General features: G+C 73.8%; 15 protein-coding genes. 11 read left to right on the forward strand and 4 right to left on the reverse strand.

The genetic code is table 11. The features are described 5' to 3' along the window. Positions 1-7 precede the first annotated feature (7 nt). A complete protein-coding gene (locus OHQ87_RS30645) occupies positions 8-601 on the reverse strand; it encodes a hypothetical protein (RefSeq protein WP_328343536.1) in 594 nt (197 codons plus the stop codon). A gap of 420 nt (positions 602-1,021) precedes the next feature. Between OHQ87_RS30645 and OHQ87_RS30650 the strand changes: the two genes are divergently transcribed. From OHQ87_RS30650 to OHQ87_RS30680, 7 genes are all read left to right on the forward strand, one after another. Beyond that, the gene (locus tag OHQ87_RS30650; RefSeq protein ID WP_328343538.1) at positions 1,022-3,352 is read left to right on the forward strand and encodes a sensor histidine kinase; all 2,331 of its coding nucleotides are present in this window, start codon (positions 1,022-1,024) and stop codon (positions 3,350-3,352) included. After that, the gene (locus OHQ87_RS30655) at positions 3,352-3,774 is read left to right on the forward strand and encodes a roadblock/LC7 domain-containing protein (protein ID WP_328343540.1); all 423 of its coding nucleotides are present in this window, start codon (positions 3,352-3,354) and stop codon (positions 3,772-3,774) included. The genes OHQ87_RS30650 and OHQ87_RS30655 overlap by 1 nt, the downstream gene beginning before the upstream one ends. After that, a complete protein-coding gene (locus OHQ87_RS30660) occupies positions 3,764-4,153 on the forward strand; it encodes a DUF742 domain-containing protein (RefSeq protein WP_328343541.1) in 390 nt (129 codons plus the stop codon). The genes OHQ87_RS30655 and OHQ87_RS30660 overlap by 11 nt, the downstream gene beginning before the upstream one ends. Continuing rightward, complete coding sequence (locus OHQ87_RS30665; protein ID WP_328343543.1) at positions 4,134-4,736, forward strand: GTP-binding protein; 603 nt, start codon at positions 4,134-4,136, stop codon at positions 4,734-4,736. Before OHQ87_RS30660 ends, OHQ87_RS30665 begins: the two co-directional genes overlap by 20 nt. A 33-nt stretch (positions 4,737-4,769) precedes the next feature. Further along, on the forward strand, positions 4,770-5,801 hold the full coding sequence (locus tag OHQ87_RS30670; RefSeq protein WP_328343545.1) for a lactonase family protein: 1,032 nt from the start codon (positions 4,770-4,772) through the stop codon (positions 5,799-5,801). A gap of 166 nt (positions 5,802-5,967) precedes the next feature. After that, positions 5,968-7,710: a VWA domain-containing protein gene (locus OHQ87_RS30675; protein WP_328343547.1), complete on the forward strand. Its 1,743-nt coding sequence runs from the start codon at positions 5,968-5,970 to the stop codon at positions 7,708-7,710. A 213-nt stretch (positions 7,711-7,923) separates the two neighbouring features. Next, entirely contained in the window at positions 7,924-9,411 is a 1,488-nt protein-coding gene (locus OHQ87_RS30680) for a sugar transferase (RefSeq protein WP_442930625.1), read from the forward strand. Positions 9,412-9,475: 64 nt separating this feature from the next. Here OHQ87_RS30680 and OHQ87_RS30685 read toward each other — a convergent pair whose 3' ends face one another. After that, the gene (locus OHQ87_RS30685) at positions 9,476-10,609 is read right to left on the reverse strand and encodes a PP2C family protein-serine/threonine phosphatase (RefSeq protein WP_328343549.1); all 1,134 of its coding nucleotides are present in this window, start codon (positions 10,607-10,609) and stop codon (positions 9,476-9,478) included. 87 nt (positions 10,610-10,696) lie between these two features. Here OHQ87_RS30685 and OHQ87_RS30690 point away from each other — a divergent pair, with 87 nt between their 5' ends. Then, complete coding sequence (locus OHQ87_RS30690) at positions 10,697-11,215, forward strand: MarR family winged helix-turn-helix transcriptional regulator (protein WP_328343551.1); 519 nt, start codon at positions 10,697-10,699, stop codon at positions 11,213-11,215. 19 nt (positions 11,216-11,234) lie between these two features. On the opposite strand, the gene OHQ87_RS30695 is transcribed toward OHQ87_RS30690, so the two are convergent. Together OHQ87_RS30695 and OHQ87_RS30700 are read right to left on the reverse strand one after the other, a co-directional pair. Then, a complete protein-coding gene (locus OHQ87_RS30695; protein ID WP_328343553.1) occupies positions 11,235-12,911 on the reverse strand; it encodes a PP2C family protein-serine/threonine phosphatase in 1,677 nt (558 codons plus the stop codon). A 127-nt stretch (positions 12,912-13,038) separates the two neighbouring features. Then, positions 13,039-14,301, reverse strand: coding sequence for an ROK family protein (locus OHQ87_RS30700; RefSeq protein ID WP_328343555.1), 1,263 nt, complete (start codon positions 14,299-14,301; stop codon positions 13,039-13,041). Positions 14,302-14,371: 70 nt separating this feature from the next. Here OHQ87_RS30700 and xylA point away from each other — a divergent pair, with 70 nt between their 5' ends. From xylA to OHQ87_RS30715, 3 genes are all read left to right on the forward strand, one after another. Further along, positions 14,372-15,559: a xylose isomerase gene (xylA, locus tag OHQ87_RS30705; RefSeq protein WP_328343557.1), complete on the forward strand. Its 1,188-nt coding sequence runs from the start codon at positions 14,372-14,374 to the stop codon at positions 15,557-15,559. 11 nt (positions 15,560-15,570) lie between these two features. After that, positions 15,571-17,079, forward strand: coding sequence for a xylulokinase (locus tag OHQ87_RS30710; protein ID WP_328343559.1), 1,509 nt, complete (start codon positions 15,571-15,573; stop codon positions 17,077-17,079). A 167-nt stretch (positions 17,080-17,246) separates the two neighbouring features. Next, entirely contained in the window at positions 17,247-18,659 is a 1,413-nt protein-coding gene (locus OHQ87_RS30715) for an MFS transporter (protein WP_328343561.1), read from the forward strand. Positions 18,660-19,104: the final 445 nt, after the last annotated feature.

The following is a 19,104-nucleotide window of genomic DNA, read 5'->3' on the forward strand; positions in this document are numbered from 1 at the left end:
GTTCTCCTCAGCGGGTGGTGGCGTCCTGGGCGCTGTCCGGGTGCTGCTGTTCGGTGGGGCGGTGTCCGACAGGTTCCTCGCCGAGCAGGTCGGCGAAGAGGGCCCGGTAGTGGACGACCGCCTGGCGGAGGTCCTCGGTGCCGGCCTCGCCCCGCTCGTTGCGTACCCGGATCTCGTGCGCCTCCCGGTAGTGGGTCAGGGTGCGGGCGTGCTCCACCGAGAGGTGGGCTGCCTGCTCGGTGAACTCCCCGGTCGGGTAACCGCGGTCGGCGATCAGTCGGCTGACCAGCTCGTCGGCGTCGCCGACGGTTTCCGCCGGCGAGTCGACGAAGCGGACCTGGAGCTCCTCCCAGGCGGCGGCGTAACGGGCCCGGTCCTGCGGGCTGAGCGGGGTGAGCTCCAGCTCCGCGTGGCGGCGCTCCCGTTCGCGCAGTTCCCGCTCGGCGGCACCGCGGCTGTCCTGCTCGGCGACCACCCGGTCGTACTCCGGGCCGAACCGGGACCTGAGGGCACGCCGGCGGTTGGCCACCACGGCCACGGCGACCAGCGCCGCCACCACCAGTACGACGAGAACCAGTAGGACTATCTGCGTGGGCGACATGGCTCCTCCTTCCTCTGCGGTATTCCCTCCCCGCACTGATCACCAATCCCGATCCGCTGAATTTCCTCCACCGGGTGCCGCCGCGGACCGCGCCGAACCGGTCACCACGGACGTGGGGCACGATCCGGGTGGAAAAACCTGATCACGATTCCGGTCGGCCGCCGGGGAGCGGCCGACGGGTCGACGTGGGCCTGCTGCCCACCGTCGATGCCTGGTCAACCTGGTGGCGACCCGATGCTCCGCAGGCCCGCGCGGGGAGGTCGGCGGACCGGGCGACGACGACGCAGCGGTGACGCCGAGGGACGCACGGTAGTGCTGAGCGTCAGGATTACGTATCCTGCCCAAGGTGCCGTGCCGGTGCCCGGCGCCGCTGCCGGAACCACCCGGCCACCGCCGACACTCCGCCCCGGGCGAGGACTGATGGACACCCGCGACTGGCCGATCCGCGCCAAGCTGACCGCCCTGGTCGTCACCCCGGTGGCCGCCCTGCTGGCGCTCTGGATCTTCGCCACCACGTTGACCTTCGGGCCGGCGCTCGACCTGCTCGCCGCCCGGACCCTGCTGTCGGACTTCGGTCGTCCCGGCGAGCGGGTGGTGGCCGAGCTGCAACGCGAGCGCCGGGCCTCGGTGGTCCAACTGGCCGGCACCGAGACCCTGCCCGCCCTCGCCGAACAGCGGCGACGCACCGACGAGGCGATCCTCGAACTCCGTCGGAGGATGGCCGGCGAGCAGCTCCGGGACGCCGCCGGCGACCTGCTCGACGCCCGGCTCGACGCGCTCGGCGCCGCCCTGGAGGCGCTGCCGGCCGGTCGGGGATTCATCGACCGCAGGCAGGTCGACCGGGCCGGTGCGATCGGGCTCTACAGCGGAATGATCTCCTCGGCGTTCCAGGCGTTCGCCGCGACGGCGGCCCTGCCCGACGCCGAGCTGAACCGGCAGGCGCTCGCCCTGACCGCGGTCGGCCGCTCCCGTGAGCTGCTCGGCCAGACCGACGCGGTGCTGGCCGGTGCGTTCGTCACCGGCCGGTTCACCGAGGGCGAGCACCTACGGCTGGTGCAGACCATCGCCAACGAGCGGTTCCTCGTCGAGACGGCCGTGGCCGACCTGCCGGCCGCCGACCGGGCCGCCTACCAGCGGCTGGTGGAGGGGGAGGCGTTCGTCCGGCTGCGCACCATGCAGGAGCGGCTGCTGACCGCCGGGCCGTCCGCCGCTCCACCCGTCGACGCGCGGAACTGGCAGGCCAGCCAGGAAGCGGTCCAGCAGGAGTTGCGGGACTTCGAACTGATTCAGGCCGACGGGCTGGCCGAGCGCTCCGTACCGGTCGCCGTCACGATCCTGGTCCGGCTCGGTGCCGCCGGGGTGTTGGGGCTCGTCGCGATCGTGGTGTCGCTGCTGGTCGCCGTCCGGGTCGGCCGGACGCTGGCCCGCCGGTTGACCGCGGTCCGCAGCGCCGCGCTCGAACTGGCCGGGCACCGGCTGCCCGACGTGGTGGCCCGGTTGCGCCGGGGCGAGCCGGTCGACGTGGCCCGGGAGGCACCGCCGCTGTCCTACGGCGCGGACGAGATCGGCGACGTGGGCCGGGCGTTCACCGAGGTCAGCCGGGTGGCGGTCCGCTCGGCGATCGACGAGGTGACACTGCGACGCGGGTTGAACGAGGTCTTCCTCAACCTCGCCCGACGCAGTCAGGGGCTGGTGCACCGGCAGCTCGCCGTGCTCGACCGGATGGAGCGCCGCGCCGAGGACCCGGACGAACTGGCCGAGTTGTTCCGCGTCGACCACCTGGCGACCCGGCTGCGCCGGCACGCCGAGGACCTGGTCATCCTGGCCGGGGCGGCCCCGGGGCGGGGCTGGCGGCAGCCGGTCGCCGTGCTGGACGTGCTGCGCGGCGCGATCTCCGAGGTGGAGGCGTACGACCGGGTGGACATCGGTCGGGTCGAGTCGGCCGGGCTGCTCGGCCGGGCCGTCGCCGACGTCATCCACCTGCTCGCCGAGCTGATCGAGAACGCCACCGCGTTCTCCCCACCGCAGCGTCGGGTCGAGGTGACCGGGGCGGCGACGGCCGACGGCTACCTCGTCGAGATCATCGACCACGGGCTCGGGATGTCCCCGCAGGCGGTCGAGGACGCCAACCGGCGACTTGCCACCCCGCCGGAGTTCGACCCGGCCGACAGCGCCCGGCTCGGCCTGTTCGTGGTGTCCCGGCTGGCCGCCCGGCACGACGTCCGGGTCACCCTGCGGGCCGGGACCACGGTCGGGCTCACCGCGTTGGTGCACGTCCCGGCCGACCTGGTCACCGAGGAACCGCCTGTCGCCCCGCCGGCCCGCGACCGGCCGGCGACCCGGTTGACCACCCTGCCCCGGCCACGGACCACCCGGGCCGTCCGGGCCCGGCCGGAGCCGACCGTGCTGCCGTTCGCCCCGGCCCGTACCTCCTCGGTGGAGGCGGCCCCCGACGGCGAGGGGCTGCCCCGCCGGGTCCGTCGCCAGGGGCCGGTGGCCCGCCCACGTCCGGCAGCCGGTCACGACGCGCCCACCGCCCGCTCGCCCGAGGAGGTACGGCGGCAGATGTCGGCCCTCCAGGCCGGTACCGCCCGGGGTCGCCTGGAGAGCAGCGGCGTCCATCCGGTGTCGCCGGTCCGGCCCGACCCGACCGTCGGTGACGACCCGGGGAGGCGGGACGACGCCGTTGCACAGTCGCCGGCCGGTCCGGTGGCGACGCCCGATTCCACCGCGACTGAGAGGGACGCCTAGTGGTGCACACGACAAGGCAGAACGCCGACCTCGGCTGGTTGCTCGACGAGCTGGTCGAGCGGGTGCCGGCCGCCCGGCAGGCGGTGGTCCTCTCCGCCGACGGCCTGCTGCTCGGCGCCTCCGCCGGGCTGGAGCGCGCCGACGCCGAACACCTCTGCGCACTGGCGTCGGGCTTCTCCAGCCTGGCCAAGGGGGCCAGCAGGCAGTTGGCCGCCGGTGGGGTGCGGCAGACCGTGGTGGAGATGGAGGAGGCGTACCTCTTCGTGACCGCCGCCGGGCAGGGCGCCTGCCTCGCGGTCGCCTGCGCGGCGGACGCCGACATCGGCCTGGTGGCGTACGAGATGGCGATGCTCGTCGTCCGGGTCGGCGAGAACCTGACCGCGCCGGCCAGGGCGGCGGTGGGGATCGCCGATGCGGGCTGAGCAGCCGGGCCCTCAGCACGAGTGGTTGGACGGTGCGGCCGGCCCGGTCGTCCGCCCGTACACCCTCACCGGTGGTCGGGTGCGGCCCGCCGTCGGCGGCTTCGACCTGGTGGCCTTCGTCCTGGCCGCGGCGGGCGTCGACCCGTACGGTCAGCCGGGCCTGCAACCGGAGCACCGCCGGCTGGTGGAGTACGCCCGGCACCCGGTGGCGGTCGTGGACCTCGCCGCCGACCTGGACCTCGCCCTCGGGGTGGTCCAGGTCCTCCTCGGTGACCTGCTCGCCCGGGGGCTGGTCACCGTGCACGAGCCGCCGGCCACCGCCGGCATTCCCGACGACGACATCCTCAAGGCGGTGGTCAGTGGACTACGTGCGCTCTGATCGCGACTCCTCACCGGCCAGGCTGCCCCTGGCCCTGAAGATCCTCATCGCCGGCGGTTTCGGCGCCGGCAAGACGACCCTGGTGAGCGCGCTCAGTGAGGTCCGGCCGTTGCAGACCGAGGAGGTGCTGACCGACGCCGGCATCGGCACCGACGACCTCTCCGGGGTGGAGGGCAAGTCGACCACCACGGTGGCGATGGACTTCGGTCGGATCACCATCACCGACGATCTCCAGGTCTACCTGTTCGGCACCCCGGGGCAGGACCGGTTCTGGTTCCTCTGGGACGAGTTGGCCTTCGGCGCGCTCGGCGCGGTGGTGCTGGCCGACACCCGTCGGCTGGCCGACTGCTTTCCGTCGATCGACTACTTCGAGCAGCGCGGCATCCCGTTCGTGGTGGGGGTCAACTGCTTCGAGGACACCCGCCGGTTCGGCGTCGACGCGGTCCGGCAGGCGTTGGACATCGAGCCGGAGGTGCCTGTGGTGCTCTGCGACGCCCGGGACCGGCAGTCCGGCAAGCTGGTGCTGATCTCGCTGGTCGAGCACGTGGCGCGGCAGCGCGGCGAGCCGGTGCCGGTAGGCTGACCGACCCGGTCCGGTTCGACGGAGGGTGGTGCGGTGACGGGCACGATCGTGCACATCGGTGGTTACACGGCGCAGACGGGTGGGCGTGGTGAGGGCATCGTCGCCGCCCGACGGGATCCGGAGTCGGGGGAGTTGACCCCCCTCGGCACGGTCGCGGTGACCCCGGCACCGTCCTTCCTCGTCCGCCATCCCGACCGGCCGGTGCTCTACGCGGTCAACGAGCTGCCGGAGGGGCAGGTCAGTGCCTTCGACGTCGATCCCGACGGCGGGCTGACCCCGTTGGGGGTGTGGTCGACCGGGGGTGCCGAGCCGGCCCACCTGGCGGTCGCCCCCGACGGTGGGCACCTCTTCGTCGCCAACTACGGCGGAGGCAGCGTCGCCGTCCTGCCGTTGGACGGACGCGGGGTGCCGGGGGAGCGCACCGACCTGGTGGTGCACCAGGGGCACGGCCCGGATCCGGAGCGTCAGGAGCAGGCGCACTGCCACATGGTGTCGCCGGATCCCGGCGCCGGCCCGCTGCTCGCCGTGGACCTGGGCACCGACTCGGTCTACCGCTACGACCTGGACGTCGGCTCGGGCCGGCTGACGCCGCGGGCGCCCCGGGTGCGGACGGTCCCCGGTACCGGCCCCCGGCATCTGGCCCGGCACCCCGACGGGCGGCGCTGCTGGCTCGTCGGCGAGCTGGACGCGACGGTGACCGCCTACGAGGTGACCGCCGACGGGGTGCTGCACCAGCGGGGTCGGGTGGACGCCAGTGCGCGGGCCGGTCACGTCCAGCCGTCGGAGGTCACCGTCGGGCCGGACGGCCGGTTCCTCTACGTGGGTAACCGCGGGGTGGGCACGGTGGCGGTCTTCGCCCTCGACGGGGAGCTGCCCCGGCTGGTCGACGAGGTGGCCACCGGCGGGGAGTGGCCCCGCCACTTCGCGCTGCGCGGGCGGCACCTCTATGTGGCCGACGAGCGGGCCGACATGATCCGGGTGTTTTGGGTCGACCCCGACTCGGGCGTGCCGTCGCCGGTGTGCGAGCCGTTCCCCACCCCCAGCCCCACCTGCGTACTGCCCTGATCCCTGGGCTGTCCGGTGTGGTTCAGTGCCACGTCACGAGACTGTTTGGTTACGCAGAGTGGGAAAACGGTGATCAACTGTTTCTCCTGCGTAACTTTCGTCCGAACGGTCATGGCAGAAAGCGAACGAGATACGCAAGATGGTCAGCGTGTCTGGCCGCCATCGCATGCGTTCAACAATCCGTGGAGCGGGCGCCGCCGCGGCGGCGACCGCGCTCGTCGTCGTGGTCGCGGGTTCCTGGGTCGGCTACCAGCAGTTGGCGGGACCGTCCTGTTCCGGTGAGATCCAGCTCGGCGTGGCTGCCGCGCCTGAGGTCGCGCCGGCTGTCGAGGCGGCGGCGGCCCAGTGGATGGCGGACGGGGCCGCTGTCGGCGGGACCTGCATCAAGGTGAACGTCACCGCCTCCGAGCCGGTGGAGGTGGCCGCCGCGGTGGCCAGCAAGCACGGGGCCAGCCTCGCCGGGGTGGGGCAGGCGAGCGGCACCGCGGTCACCCCCGACGTCTGGATTCCCGACTCGTCGACCTGGCTGCTGCGCCTCAAGAGCGGCGGCGCCACCGCGTTCGCGCCGGGCAACGGCGCCTCGATCGCCCGCAGCCCGGTCGTGGTGGCCATGCCACAGCCGGTGGCCGCCACCAAGTTCGGCTGGCCGGACAAGAAGCTCACCTGGAACGACATGCTGCGCGCCGTACGCAGCGACAAGCCCCTGCGGGCCGGCATCGTCGAGCCGACCCAGGACGCCGCCGGGCTCTCCGGCCTGCTCTCCCTCACCGCCGCCGCCAGCGGCGGCGGTGGCGACGCCCAGCAGGCGACCACGGCCGCCCTGCGGGCACTGGCCACCGGTCGCTCGGCGCTGCGGCAGGACCTGTTGGCCCGGTTCCCACGCTCCAACGACCCGACGTCCATCGCCAGCGCGCTCGGTGCCGCCGCGCTCTCCGAGGAAGACGTCATCGCATACAACAGCACCAAGCCGCCGATCCCGCTGGCCGCGCTCTACCTGGAGCCGTCGCCGATGCCGCTGGACTACCCGTACGCGGTGCTCCCCGGGATCGACCAGGCCAAGTCGTCGGCCGCGAAGGTGCTCTTCGAACTGCTCACCACGCAGGGCTTCAAGAACCGGCTGGCGGTCCAGTCGCTGCGCGCCCCGGACGGCAACTGGGGCGACGGCTTCCAGGCGCCACAGGGTGCGCCGAGCCCGGCCGGCGGCGGTACGGCCGTGCCCCCGGCCGGTGGGACCGCCGCGGGCGGCCTGGACCCGGTGGCCATCGACCGGGCGGTCTCCGGATGGTCGATCGCCACCCAGTCGGGGCGGATGCTCTGCGTCATCGACGTCTCCGGCTCGATGAAGACCCCGGTCCCGTCGGCCAACAACGCCAGCCGGGAGCAGGTGACCGTGGCGGCGGCCAGCCGGGGCCTGAACCTCTTCGACGACTCCTGGTCGATCGGGCTGTGGACCTTCTCCACCAAGCTGGTCGGCTCGCGGGACTGGCGGGAGATCGAGCCGATCAACCCGCTGTCCGGCAACCGGGGCAAGTTGGAGCAGGGGCTCGCCGGCATCCGCCCGTCCAGCGGCGACACCGGCCTGTACGACACCATGCTGGCGGCGTACAAGACCGTCCAGGACGGTTGGGAACCCGGCCGGGTCAACTCGGTGGTGCTCTTCACCGACGGCAAGAACGAGGACGACGACGGCATCTCCCAACCCGCCCTGATCAGCCGGCTCAAGCAACTCAACGACCCGGAGCGGCCGGTGCAGGTGGTCGTCATCGGCATTGGTAGCGAGGTCTCCAAGGCCGAACTCCAGTCGATCACCAACGTCACAGGTGGCGGCGCCTTCGTCACCGAGGACCCGTCCAAGATCGGTGACATCTTCCTGAAGGCCATCGCGTTGCGTCCGAACGCACCTCGCTGAGCCCTCACACAGAGCAGAGGAACCCGCCGCGCCGGGCAAACCGGTGCAGTGGTGCCCTTTCCGGCTCCGGCCGGGTAGAGAAACTGACGGTAATGCGTCCGAAGCAATCGGTGTACGTCGTTGTAGGGCAGGATGTTGGGAGCGCCCCGGTGGTGGGCCCGCACCGGTGAACACCAGGCCCGGAAGCGACCAGTGTGATGTGGGGGAGGTTGGGTGACCCCGGCGACGCTGTCCACGCCCGTCCGTACTCCGCCGTCGGCGCCAGCTGGCCGATCGGCGGGTACCCGATCCCAGACCAGCCAGCGGGGCTACGTACGCACGCTCGTGGTGCTGGACACCGCCGTGCTGTCGCTCGCGGTCCTCGCCGGCTACGCCACCCGGTTCGGCGACGCGGTGCCGCGCGGCTCCGAGATCCCGTACGTGGTGGTGGCCCCGGCCCTGGTGCTCGTCTGGTTGGTCTCGCTCAAGGCGCTGCGCTGCTACGACAACAGGGTGCTCGGCTACGGCGCGGACGAGTACCGGCGGGTCAGCGGGGCCAGCCTGCGACTCGCCGGCGGGGTCGCGATCGCCGGGTACATCTTCGACGCCGGGGTCTCCCGGGGCTTCCTCGGCATCTCCTTCGCCGTCGGCACGGTCGGCCTGGTGGTCACCCGGTTCGCCGCCCGTAAGGCGCTGCACCGGGCCCGCTGCCGGGGTGGCGGCTGGTCCCGTCGGGTCCTCGTCGTCGGGGACACCGCGCACGTGTTGGAGCTGGTGCACACCCTGCGCCGGGAGCCGTACGCGGGCTACCACGTGGTCGGCGCGTGCATTCCCGACGCGTTGCTCGCCCCGGTGCCGCAACGGCTCAGCGACGTGCCCGTGGTCGGCTCCCTGCGGGGCATCCCGGAGGCGGCCACCGCGATCGGCGCGGACACCGTGGCGGTCACCGCGTCCGGCGAGCTGACCGCGACCCGGCTGCGCCGGCTCGGCTGGCAGTTGGAGGGCACCGGGATCGACCTGGTCGTCGCCCCCGCGCTCACCGACGTGGCAGGTCCACGCATCCACACCCGGCCGGTCGCCGGCCTGCCGCTGATCCACGTCGAGGCGCCCGAGTTCCGGGGTGCCCGCAAGCTGGTCAAGGAGTTCGTCGACCGGTCCGCCGCCGCGGTGGCACTCCTGCTGCTGCTGCCGCTGGTGGCGGTGATCGCGCTGGCCGTCAAGCTGGACAGCCGGGGCCCGGTGCTGTTCCGGCAGACCCGGGTCGGGCAGGGCGGCCTGGAGTTCGGCGTGCTGAAGTTCCGCACCATGGTGGTCAACGCCGACGCGCTCCTCGCCGAGCTGGCCGTCCGCAACGAGACCAACGGGCTGATGTTCAAGATGCGGGACGATCCGAGGGTCACCCGGATCGGGCGGCTGCTGCGCAAATGGTCGCTCGACGAGCTTCCCCAGCTGGTCAACGTGATGCTCGGCCAGATGAGCCTGGTCGGTCCCCGCCCACCGCTGCCCTCCGAGGTGGCCCGCTACGACGGCGACGTGGCCCGCCGGCTGTTGGTCAAGCCCGGCATGACCGGCCTCTGGCAGGTCAGTGGCCGGTCCGACCTGAGCTGGGAGGACGGCATCCGGTTGGACCTCTACTACGTGGAGAACTGGTCGCTCGCCGCCGACCTGACCATCCTGTGGAAGACCTTCGGCGCGGTGCTGCGGGGCCGCGGGGCCTACTGACCCCGGCCGCCGATCCCGGCCCCCGGCATCGGCCCGGCCCGGCCCGGCCCGGCCCGGCCTAGGCTCACGGCTGCGGGCCGGTCCAGTCCAGGCAGACCACCACCGCGTCGTCGATCAGGTCGCCGGCGACGAAGGCACGCAGGTCGCCGATGAGCGAACGGACCGCGTCCAGCGGCGTCATCGGGCCGGTACGCCGCAGGAAGCGGTCCAGCGCCGCCTCCCCGTAGCGGACCTGCTGACCGGTCGCGTCGATCACGCCGTCGCTGAGTACGAAGAGCCGGTCGTCGCGGCGCAGTTCGAAGCGTTGATGCCGGTAGTCGGTGTCCTCGAACATGCCCAGCGGGAACTGTTTCTCCAGCACCTGCTCGCTGACCTCGCCGTCGCGCAGCAGCACCAGCCGGGGTGACCCGGCGTCCACCGCCGTCAACACGCCGGTGGCCAGGTCCAGCTCCATCACCAGTGCGGACAGGTGCTGCTCACCCCGGTGCAGGGCGTAGATCGCCTGGTCGGCGAGGGCGACCTGGTCGGCGAGGGCGAGCCCGCCCCGGCGCGCGTTGCGCAGCGCGTGGGTGGCCAGCGCGGTGAGCATCGAGGCGGCCACCCCCTCGCCGGTGCCGTTGATCGTCGACAGCCACAGCCGGTCGCCGTCGTCGGACCAGTCGAAGCTGTCCCCGCGCACCGCGTACGCCGGTTCGAGCTGGCCGGCGAGGCGGAACGAGGGACGGTCCCGACTGCGCCCCGGCAGCAGCTCCCACTGCATCTCGGCGGCCAGGGTGAGCCGGCGGGCCCGGCGGGAGGCCCGGTAGACGTCGGTGCCGGCGGTGACGGCGGCCAGCTCGTGCCCCAGGGCGGTGGCGATGCGGGCCAGCTCCTCGACGGTCGTCGGGTCGTCGGGCACCGGGGTCAACCGCAGCACCCCGCGCCGTTCACCCCGCATCCCGACCGGGAACCAGCCGACGCCGTCGGCGCGCACCGGCTGCTGGTGGTCGAAGCAACGCCAGGCCGGGTGCCCCGGGCCGGTCAGCGGCTCCCCGTCGCCCAGCGGCAGCAGCACCGACAGCCGGTAGTCGACCTGGAACAGCTCCACGCCGGTGATCCGATGGGCCCGCGCCAGCTCGTCGGCGAGCCGGTCCAGCAGCAGATCTGCCGGCGCCTCGGTCAGCGCCTGTCGGGCCCGGGCCTCGCCGCCGCTCGTCATCACGCCTCCTGACAGCGCAGATCCCCTGGTAAGGGGGGTAGTCTCGGGCCCACCATGGCCGAAGAAATTGGTCCTCGTGGACCAGACATGAGTATGGTCGCCGAGCTGGACGCCGCGGCGGGGGCCCTGCTGTCCGTGTGGGAGGCGGCCCGGGAGAGCACCACCAGCCGGCTGTCCAGCGCGCAGCTGCGCGCCGTCATGGTGGTCGAACGGCACGACGGGATCAACCTCCGTCGGCTCGCCGCCCTGCTGGACATGCTGCTCTCCTCGGCGAGCCGGCTCTGTGACCGGTTGGTCGCCGCCGGCATGCTGGAGCGGGAACCGGGCCGGCAGGACCGGCGGGAGATCGCCCTGCACCTGACCCCGGAGGCGGCTCGCCTCCTCGGCGAGCTGCGTCGGGACCGTCGCCAGCGGCTCGCCGACGTGCTGGCCGAGATGAGCGGCGAGGGGCGGCAGGCGTTGCTGCACGGGCTGGTGGAGTTCGACCGGGTGGCGCGGGCACGGGAGGGGGCGACCGGTCCGGTGGTCGAGTTCCGGTCGGCGGCACCCCCGCCGGTGCGGCCCCGGACGTCCCCGGACGGTCCGTCGGTGGTCCGCACGGCCTGACCCCGCCGCCCGGGTGCGGTCAGGCCGGGTACGCCGCGCGGACGGCCAGCATCGCGATGTCGTCGTGGCTCTCCCCGTCCAGCCACTTGTCGACGAGTTGCCGCAGCCGGTCGATCACGGTGGCCGGTGGCAGCCCGGCCACCGAGGCGAGCGCCCGGCGCAACCGGTGCTCGCCGAACATCTCGACGCCCGCCGGGCCGCCGCGCGCCTCGGTCACCCCGTCGGTGTACGCCAGCAGCAGCTCCCCGGGGGCGAGCCGGATCTCCGCCTCGGCGAAGGTCGCCGAGGCGAACGCCCCGATCGGCATCCCGCCCACCCGGACCGCGACGGTGCTCCCGTCGGCGCGTACCACGATCGGGGACGGGTGCCCGCCACCGGCGATGCGGACCCGTACGCCGCCGTCGGGCTCCGGTTCGGTGGTGCCCAGCAGCAGGGTGGTGAACTGGCCACGCCGGGCGGTGTCGGGAAAGTCGAACAACGCCCGGTTGAGCAGTGCGACGAGTTCCCGGGGGCGTTGCTCGACCAGCCGCAGGGTCCGCAACGACTGGCGTACCCGCCCGGTGAGCACGGCCGCGCCGACCCCCTTGCCGCAGACGTCCCCGAGGGCGAACAGCGCACCGGTGGCGGTGGGGAAGACCTCGTAGAAGTCGCCGCCGATGCGCAGGGTGTCCCCGGCGGCCCGGTAGCCGCCGGCGAGGGTGACCCCCGGCACCGGGGGCAGCCGTGGGGGCAGCAGGCTCTGCTGGAGCACCCGCGCCAGGTGGGCCTGCGCACCGTAGAGCTCGGCGGCTGCCACCGCCGACCCGGCCCGGGCGGCGAATTCCCTGACCAGCTCGATGTCGCGTGGGTCGAACCCGGCCCGGCCGGCCCGGCGGACCAGGATCAGCGCGCCGGCCGGTCGGCCGGGGCTGAGTATCGGGCTGACCAGCACGGTGCCGGGGCGGCCGAAGCTCGCCGGCAGCACGGTGGCCAGGACGGCCGGGTCGGCGTCGAGCCAGGGACCGGGGTCGGTGGGCTCGTCGCCGAGTGCCTCGACGAGCCGGGGGACCTCGTCGATCAGCCCCGCACCGCCGGGCACCTCGACCGGGCCGGGTTCGCCGTCGGCGTACCGGAGCCAGCGCGGGAGGTCTCCGCCGGGCTGCGGCGACCGGTGCACGACAAGCGAGGCGTCCGCCAGGTAGGGCACCGGCAGGGTGACCGCGGCCCGCAGTGTCTGCGCGCGGTCCAGGGACAGCCCGAGCCGGCTGCCGGCGCGGGCCAGGAACGTGGTGCGGGCACGCTCGGCCAGCAGCGCGTCGGCCCGCGCCTGCTCGTCGGTGACGTCCCGCACGTACCAGGCGTGACCACCGGCGGCGAGCCGACGGCCCTCGCCCCGCAGCCGGCGGCCGTGGTGCTCGGTGGCGAACGTCCTGATGCCCTGGGCGACCGCTCGGGCGAGCGCCGGCACGGCGCCGCAGGCCAGGTCGGTGCCGGGGGTCAGCTCCGGCAGCAGGTGCCCGGCCATCGCGTTGGCCAGGGTGACCCGCCCGGCGTGGTCGGTGGTGACCACCGCCTCGGCGAGGCCGTCGAGCAGTTCACGGGCGAGCTGCGGGTCGGTCGGCGACGGCTGGTCCGGTGACGGGTCGGCCGGCGTGCGCGCCGCCCGGGCACCCCCACCCGCCGGGCCGACGGGCCCGTCCCGGTGGGTCGTCGTCACCGCCGGTCGCCGGGCGCGTCGGCCTGTCGACCTCTGCGCATGCTGGGAGTGCTCTCCTCGGTAGAAAAATCCTTGCCGCAGGGAAAGCGTACCGAGGTGGGGCGGTGATCGCCCAGCGCGCAGGGGGTCAGTCCGGGCGGGACAGCCACCCGGACGGACGGGCGATGATCCGACGTACCACCGAACCGGCCCCGCCGACGGCGGCGGACTCGGCCCCGAGCGCCGCCGGGCGGACCGTGACCGGGGACCACCCGCTGGTGAGCACCCGGTCGTCGAGTTCGGCCAGCACCGGCGGGCACAGCCACTGCGCGAGTGTCGCGTATCCGCCGCCGAGCACGACGGTGTCCAGATCGAGCAGGTTCACCACGCCGGAGACGGCCACCCCGAGCGCGGTGCCGGCGGCCTGCAGCGCGGCGAGCGCGGCCGGGTCGCCGGCCCCGGCCAGGTCGGCCAGCCGGCGGGCGGCGGTGTCGGCCGGCAGGTCCGCGCCCGCCAGCCCGGCCGCCGCCAGCACCGCCTCCTGCCCGGCGTACGTCTCCAGGCAGCCCCGGGCGCCGCAGCGGCAGGTGGGGCCGCCGGGATCCACGGGTACGTGGCCCAGCTCGCCGCTCCAGCCCCGGGAGCCCCGGAACAGCGCCCCGTCGAGCACTATCCCGGCACCGATGCCGATCTCGCCGGAGACGTGCAGGAAGCTCTGTGGCCCGCCGGGGCGGGCATGCAGTTCGCCGAGCGCGGCCAGGTTCGCCTCGTTCTCCACCAGCAGTGCCGGCACCCCGTCGACCGGGTCGGTGAGGGCGGGGTGGGCGGCGAGCAGGCCCGGCACGTCCACGTCCCGCCAGCCCAGGTTGGGGGCGAGCCGGACCAGTCCGTGGGCGTCGACCAGGCCCGGCACGGCCAGGGCCGCCCCGGCCAGGGTCAGCCCCGCGTCGGCGGCGGCGGCGCTCACCCGCGTGGCCAGGGCGACCAGGCCGGCGAGCGCGTCGGCGGGGGAGAGCGGGCGCAGGTCGACCCGGCGTACCTCGTGGTGTCGGACGGCACCGGTGAGGTCCACCACGCAGGCGGCCAGGTAGTCGACGTTGACCTCCAGCCCGAGCCCGGCCGGGCCGGTGTCGCCGAGCAGCAGCCCCCGGGCGGGTCGGCCGGCGCCGGTGCGGGGCGCGGGGTCGGCCTCGGTGACCAGCCGCCCGGCGATCAGGTCGTCGACGACGGCGGAGACGGTGGCCCGGGTCAGGCCGGTGTCGGCGGCGATCTCGGCCCGGGAGGGCGGCCGACCGGTAGTGGCGATCCGCCGCAGCACCACGGCGAGGTTGAGTTCGCGCAGGCTTCCCTGGCGGACCGCGCCGGCGGTCCGGGTGTCGGTCACCCCTTGACAGTGCCACAGCCCCGCCATTTAATTCAACCACTGAACAAATTGTGCGCGACACACCCACCGCCACCATCATCACCACCGGAGGTCTGCCATGGCACCCCGTCCCACTCCTGCCGACAAGTTCTCCTTCGGGCTCTGGACGGTGGGCTGGCAGGCCCGTGACCCGTTCGGTGACGCCACCCGCCCCGAGCTGGACGCCGTCGAGGCCGTGCACCGGCTCGCCGAGCTGGGCGCGTACGGCATCACCTTCCACGACGACGACCTGATCCCGTTCGGCGCGGACAACGCCGCCCGGGAGGCCCAGCTCGCCCGGTTCCGCAAGGCGCTCGACGAGACCGGCCTGGTCGTGCCCATGGTCACCACCAACCTCTTCACCCACCCGCTGTTCAAGGACGGCGGCTTCACCAGCAACGACCGCGACGTCCGTCGCTACGCGCTGCGCAAGGTGCTGCGCAACGTCGACCTCGCCGCCGAGCTGGGCGCCAAGACCTTCGTCATGTGGGGTGGCCGCGAAGGCTCCGAGTACGACGTGGCCAAGGACATCCGGGCCGCGCTGGACCGCTACCGCGAGGCCGTCGACGTGCTCTGCCAGTACGTCGTGGACCAGGGCTACGACCTGCGGTTCGCCATCGAGCCCAAGCCGAACGAGCCGCGCGGCGACATCCTGCTCCCCACCGTCGGGCACGCGCTGGCGTTCATCTCCGAGCTGGCCCGGCCCGAGATGGTCGGTCTCAACCCGGAGGTCGGGCACGAGCAGATGGCCGGGCTCAACTACGCCCACGGCATCGCCCAGGCGCTCTGGCAGGGCAAGCTGTTCCACCTCGACCTCAACGGCCAGCGGGGCATCAAGTACGACCAGGACCTGGTCTTTGGCCACGGTGACCTGATGAACGCGTTCGCCCTGGTCGACCTGCTGGAGAACGGCGGCCCCAACGGTGGCCCGGCGTACGACGGTCCGCGCCACTTCGACTACAAGCCCTCCCGTACCGAGGACATCGCCGGGGTGTGGGCGTCGGCCGAGGCCAACATGCGCACCTACCTGCTGCTCAAGGAGCGGGCGGCGGCGTTCCGGGCCGACCCGGAGGTGGCCGAGGCGCTCGCCGCCAGCAAGGTCGACGAACTGGCCAGCCCCACGCTGAGCGCGGGCGAGGGCTACGCCGAGCTGCTCGCCGACCGGTCCGCGTTCGAGGACTTCGACGTGGACGCGACGGCCGCGAAGGGCTTCGGCTTCGTCCGGCTCAACCAGCTCGCCGTCGAGCACCTGCTCGGCGCGCGCTGAGGCGGCCCGACATGCCGCTCGTCGCCGGGGTGGACTCGTCCACCCAGTCCTGCAAGGTGGTCGTCCGGGACGCGGAGACCGGCGTGCTGGTCCGACAGGGCCGCGCGCCGCACCCGGACGGCACCGAGGTCGACCCACGGGCCTGGTGGGATGCCCTGCTGGCCGCCGTCGAGGCGGCCGGCGGGCTGGCCGACGTGGCGGCCGTGTCGGTCGCCGGCCAGCAGCACGGGATGGTCTGCCTGGACGAGGCGGGTGAGGTCGTCCGGCCGGCGCTGCTGTGGAACGACACCCGGTCGGCCGACGCCGCCCGGGACCTGATCGCCGAGGCCGGCGGTGGGGAGACAGGCCGCCGGTTCTGGGCCGACGCGGTCGGCCTGGTCCCGGTGGCCAGCTTCACCGCCACCAAGCTGCGCTGGCTGGCCCGGCACGAGCCGGAGCGGGCGGCCAGGGTCGCCGCCGTCTGCCTGCCGCACGACTGGCTGACCTGGCGGTTGGCGGGCGCCCCCGGGCTGGCGGCGCTGCGCACCGACCGGGGCGACGCCAGCGGCACCGGCTACTGGTCCCCGGCGACCGGGCAATACCGTCCTGACCTGCTGGAGCGGGCGTTCGGCAGGGTCGTCGAAGTGCCCACGGTACTCGGCCCGGCCGACCAGGCAGGCGTGCTGGACCCGACCGTGCTGGGCGACGGTCGGGCGGTGCCGGTCGGTGACGCCGGCCGGCCCGACGGCGCTGCGGGCTCGCCGTTGCCGGGCGGGGACGTCCTGCTCGGTCCCGGCACCGGGGACAATGCCGCCGCCGCGCTCGGCGTCGGGGCCGGTCCGGGCGACGTGGTCGTCTCGATCGGCACCTCCGGCACGGTCTTCGCGGTGGCGGACACGCCGGCAGCCGACTCCGGTGGCGCGGTGGCCGGCTTCGCCGACGCGACCGGCCGGTTCCTGCCGCTGGTCTGCACGCTCAACGCGGCCCGGGTGCTCGACTCGGCGGCGGCGCTGCTCGGCGTCGACCTCGACGAGCTGTCCGACCTGGCGTTGAGCGCCCCGCCCGGGGCGGACGGCCTGGTCATGGTGCCCTACCTGGAGGGGGAGCGGACCCCGGACCGCCCCACCGCCACCGGCTCGGTGCACGGCCTCACCCTGCGTACCGCCACCCCGGCCCACCTGGCCCGCGCGGCGGTGGAGGGGATGCTCTGCGCGCTGGCCGACGGTCTCGACGCGCTGGTCGCCCAGGGGGCCACGGTCGAGCGGGTGATCCTGGTCGGTGGCGGGGCCCGCTCGGCGGCGGTCCGCCGGATCGCGCCGCAGGTCTTCGGTCGCCCGGTGGTCGTGCCCCCGCCCGGGGAGTACGTCGCCGACGGCGCGGCCCGCCAGGCCGCCTGGGTCGCCCTGGGCGGGGCGACCCCGCCCACCTGGGCCCCCAAGGACACCGAGGAGTACGCGGCGGAGCCCGTCCCCGCCATCAGGCAGCGGTACGCCGAGGCCCGCGACCGTACTCTCGACCGGGTGGCCGCGACCGGGGAGTAGTGACCCACCCGGCCGACGTCGTCGGCCGGTGACCGATGCACGGGGGATCGGTCACCGGCCGACGACCGGGGTCGCCCGGCGGGGCCGGTCCGGCGGCCCGGCCCGGTAGTGCCGGTCCGGTGGGGCCGGTCGTCGGGACGGGAGGCGTACCTGGTTGGCTGCCGGACATGACCGGCAGCAGGATCTCCCGGCGCGGGAACGCGGTGCACCGCCTCTACAGCGTCGTGGTGTTCGTGGTGCTCGCCTCGCTGGACAACGTGGCGATCGGGCTGGTGCCCCCGTTGTACGGGCCGATTTCCGGGGCGCTGGGGGTGCCGCAGCGGATGCTCGGCCTGGTCACGGCGGTGAGCTTCCTGGTCAGCGCGGTCGCTGCGGTGGCCTGGGCGTACGTCGGCGACCGGACCAACCGCAAGCCGCTGCTGATGGTGGGCACGCTGGTCTGGGCGGCCGGCACCGGCGGCAGCGCCCTGGCCACCGGCTTCCCGACGTTCCTCGCCGCGCAACTGGTCGCCGCGATCGGGTTGGGCGCGGTCGGCTCGGTCGGGTTCTCCGTGGTCACCGACCTGATCTCGCCGCGCCGACGGGGCCTCGTGATGAGCTTCTGGGGGCTGTCCCAGGGGGTCGGCACCCTGGCCGGCACCCTCACCGGTGGGCTGCTCGGTGCCACCGACTGGCGACGCCCGTTCCTGCTGCTCACCGTGGTCGGCCTGGTCGCCACGGTGGCCTACCTCCTGACGTACGACATCCGGCGCGGGCAGAGCGAGCCGGAGCTGGCCGAGGCGATCGACGCCGGCGTCGAGTACGACTACCGGATCACCCGGGCCGACCTGCCGCGAATCCTGGGCCGACGGACCAACAGGTGGCTGATCCTCCAGGGCCTCACCGCGCAGGCGGCGTTCGGCTCGCTGGTGTGGCTGCCGGTGCTGTTCGCCGAGCGGGCCCAGGACCAGGGCTATTCGGCGGCGACGGCGGTCGTGGTGGGCAGCGTCTTCGCCACCCTGTTCCAGCTCGGCGGGGTGTTCTCCATCGTCGGCGGGCTGGCCGGGGACGCGCTGCAACGGCGTACCCCCCGGGGGAGGGCCCTGGTCGCGGCGGTCGGCGTCCTCGCGGCGCTGCCGTTCTACCTGGTGTTGTTCTTCGTGCCGATCCGGATCGACGTGCCCGACGGCGGCGGCACCGGCGCGGTGGTGGCTGCGGTGCTGGCCAGCGTGGTGACCGAACCGACGGTCGGGCTGAGCCTGCTCACCGCCGTCGTCGCGTTGGCGCTGACCTCGGCGAACTCACCGAACTGGTTCGCCCTGATCGCCGACGTCAACCCGCCGGAGCACCGGGGCACCGTCTACAGCCTGGGCAACCTGGTCAACGGGGTGGGTCGGGCGGCCGGCAACGGTCTGGTCGGGGCGGTCTTCCACGCCCTGCGGGCGGCCTTCCCACCGCCGCTGAACTACGCGGTCGGGCTGGCCGCGTTCCAACTCTTCTTCATCCCCACCGGGCTGATGTACTGGTTGGCCTCGCGCACCTCGCCCCGCGACATCGAGGCGGTACGCGACCTGCTGCACCGCCGCGCCGAACGTCGCTGAAACGGCCCTCTGCGCCTACTCTGCGCCTACTCTGCGCCTACTCTGCGCCTACTCTGCGCCTGCTTTGGGCCTGCTTTGGGCCTGCTTTGGGCCTGCTTTGGGCCTGCTCTGCGCCGACCTGTTGGCCCACGGATCGGCCGCGGCCGGTGCGCGGGCCTCGTCATGGTTGCCTTCGGGTACGGATGGGTCGGTCGCGTTCGTGGCTGTCACGGTCTTCCGCCGGGCGGCGCGGGCCTGGTCACCGCAGCTTTCCGGGAGGCCATGGTTACCTCGGTCGCATCCTTTAGAGCTGATGACGTTAACGAATCACCGATCGGGGGCGTACGCCTCAGCCCCGGTTCGGGTGGTCTCCCTATCAGTGGTTCATCAACGTCATCCGACCCGACGACAGCGCCCCGATCATGCGTACGACAGGGGCAGGAAGTCGAACCGGGCCGCCCGACCG

Source organism: Micromonospora sp. NBC_00421, assembly GCF_036017915.1.
Taxonomy (GTDB): Bacteria; Actinomycetota; Actinomycetes; order Mycobacteriales; family Micromonosporaceae; genus Micromonospora.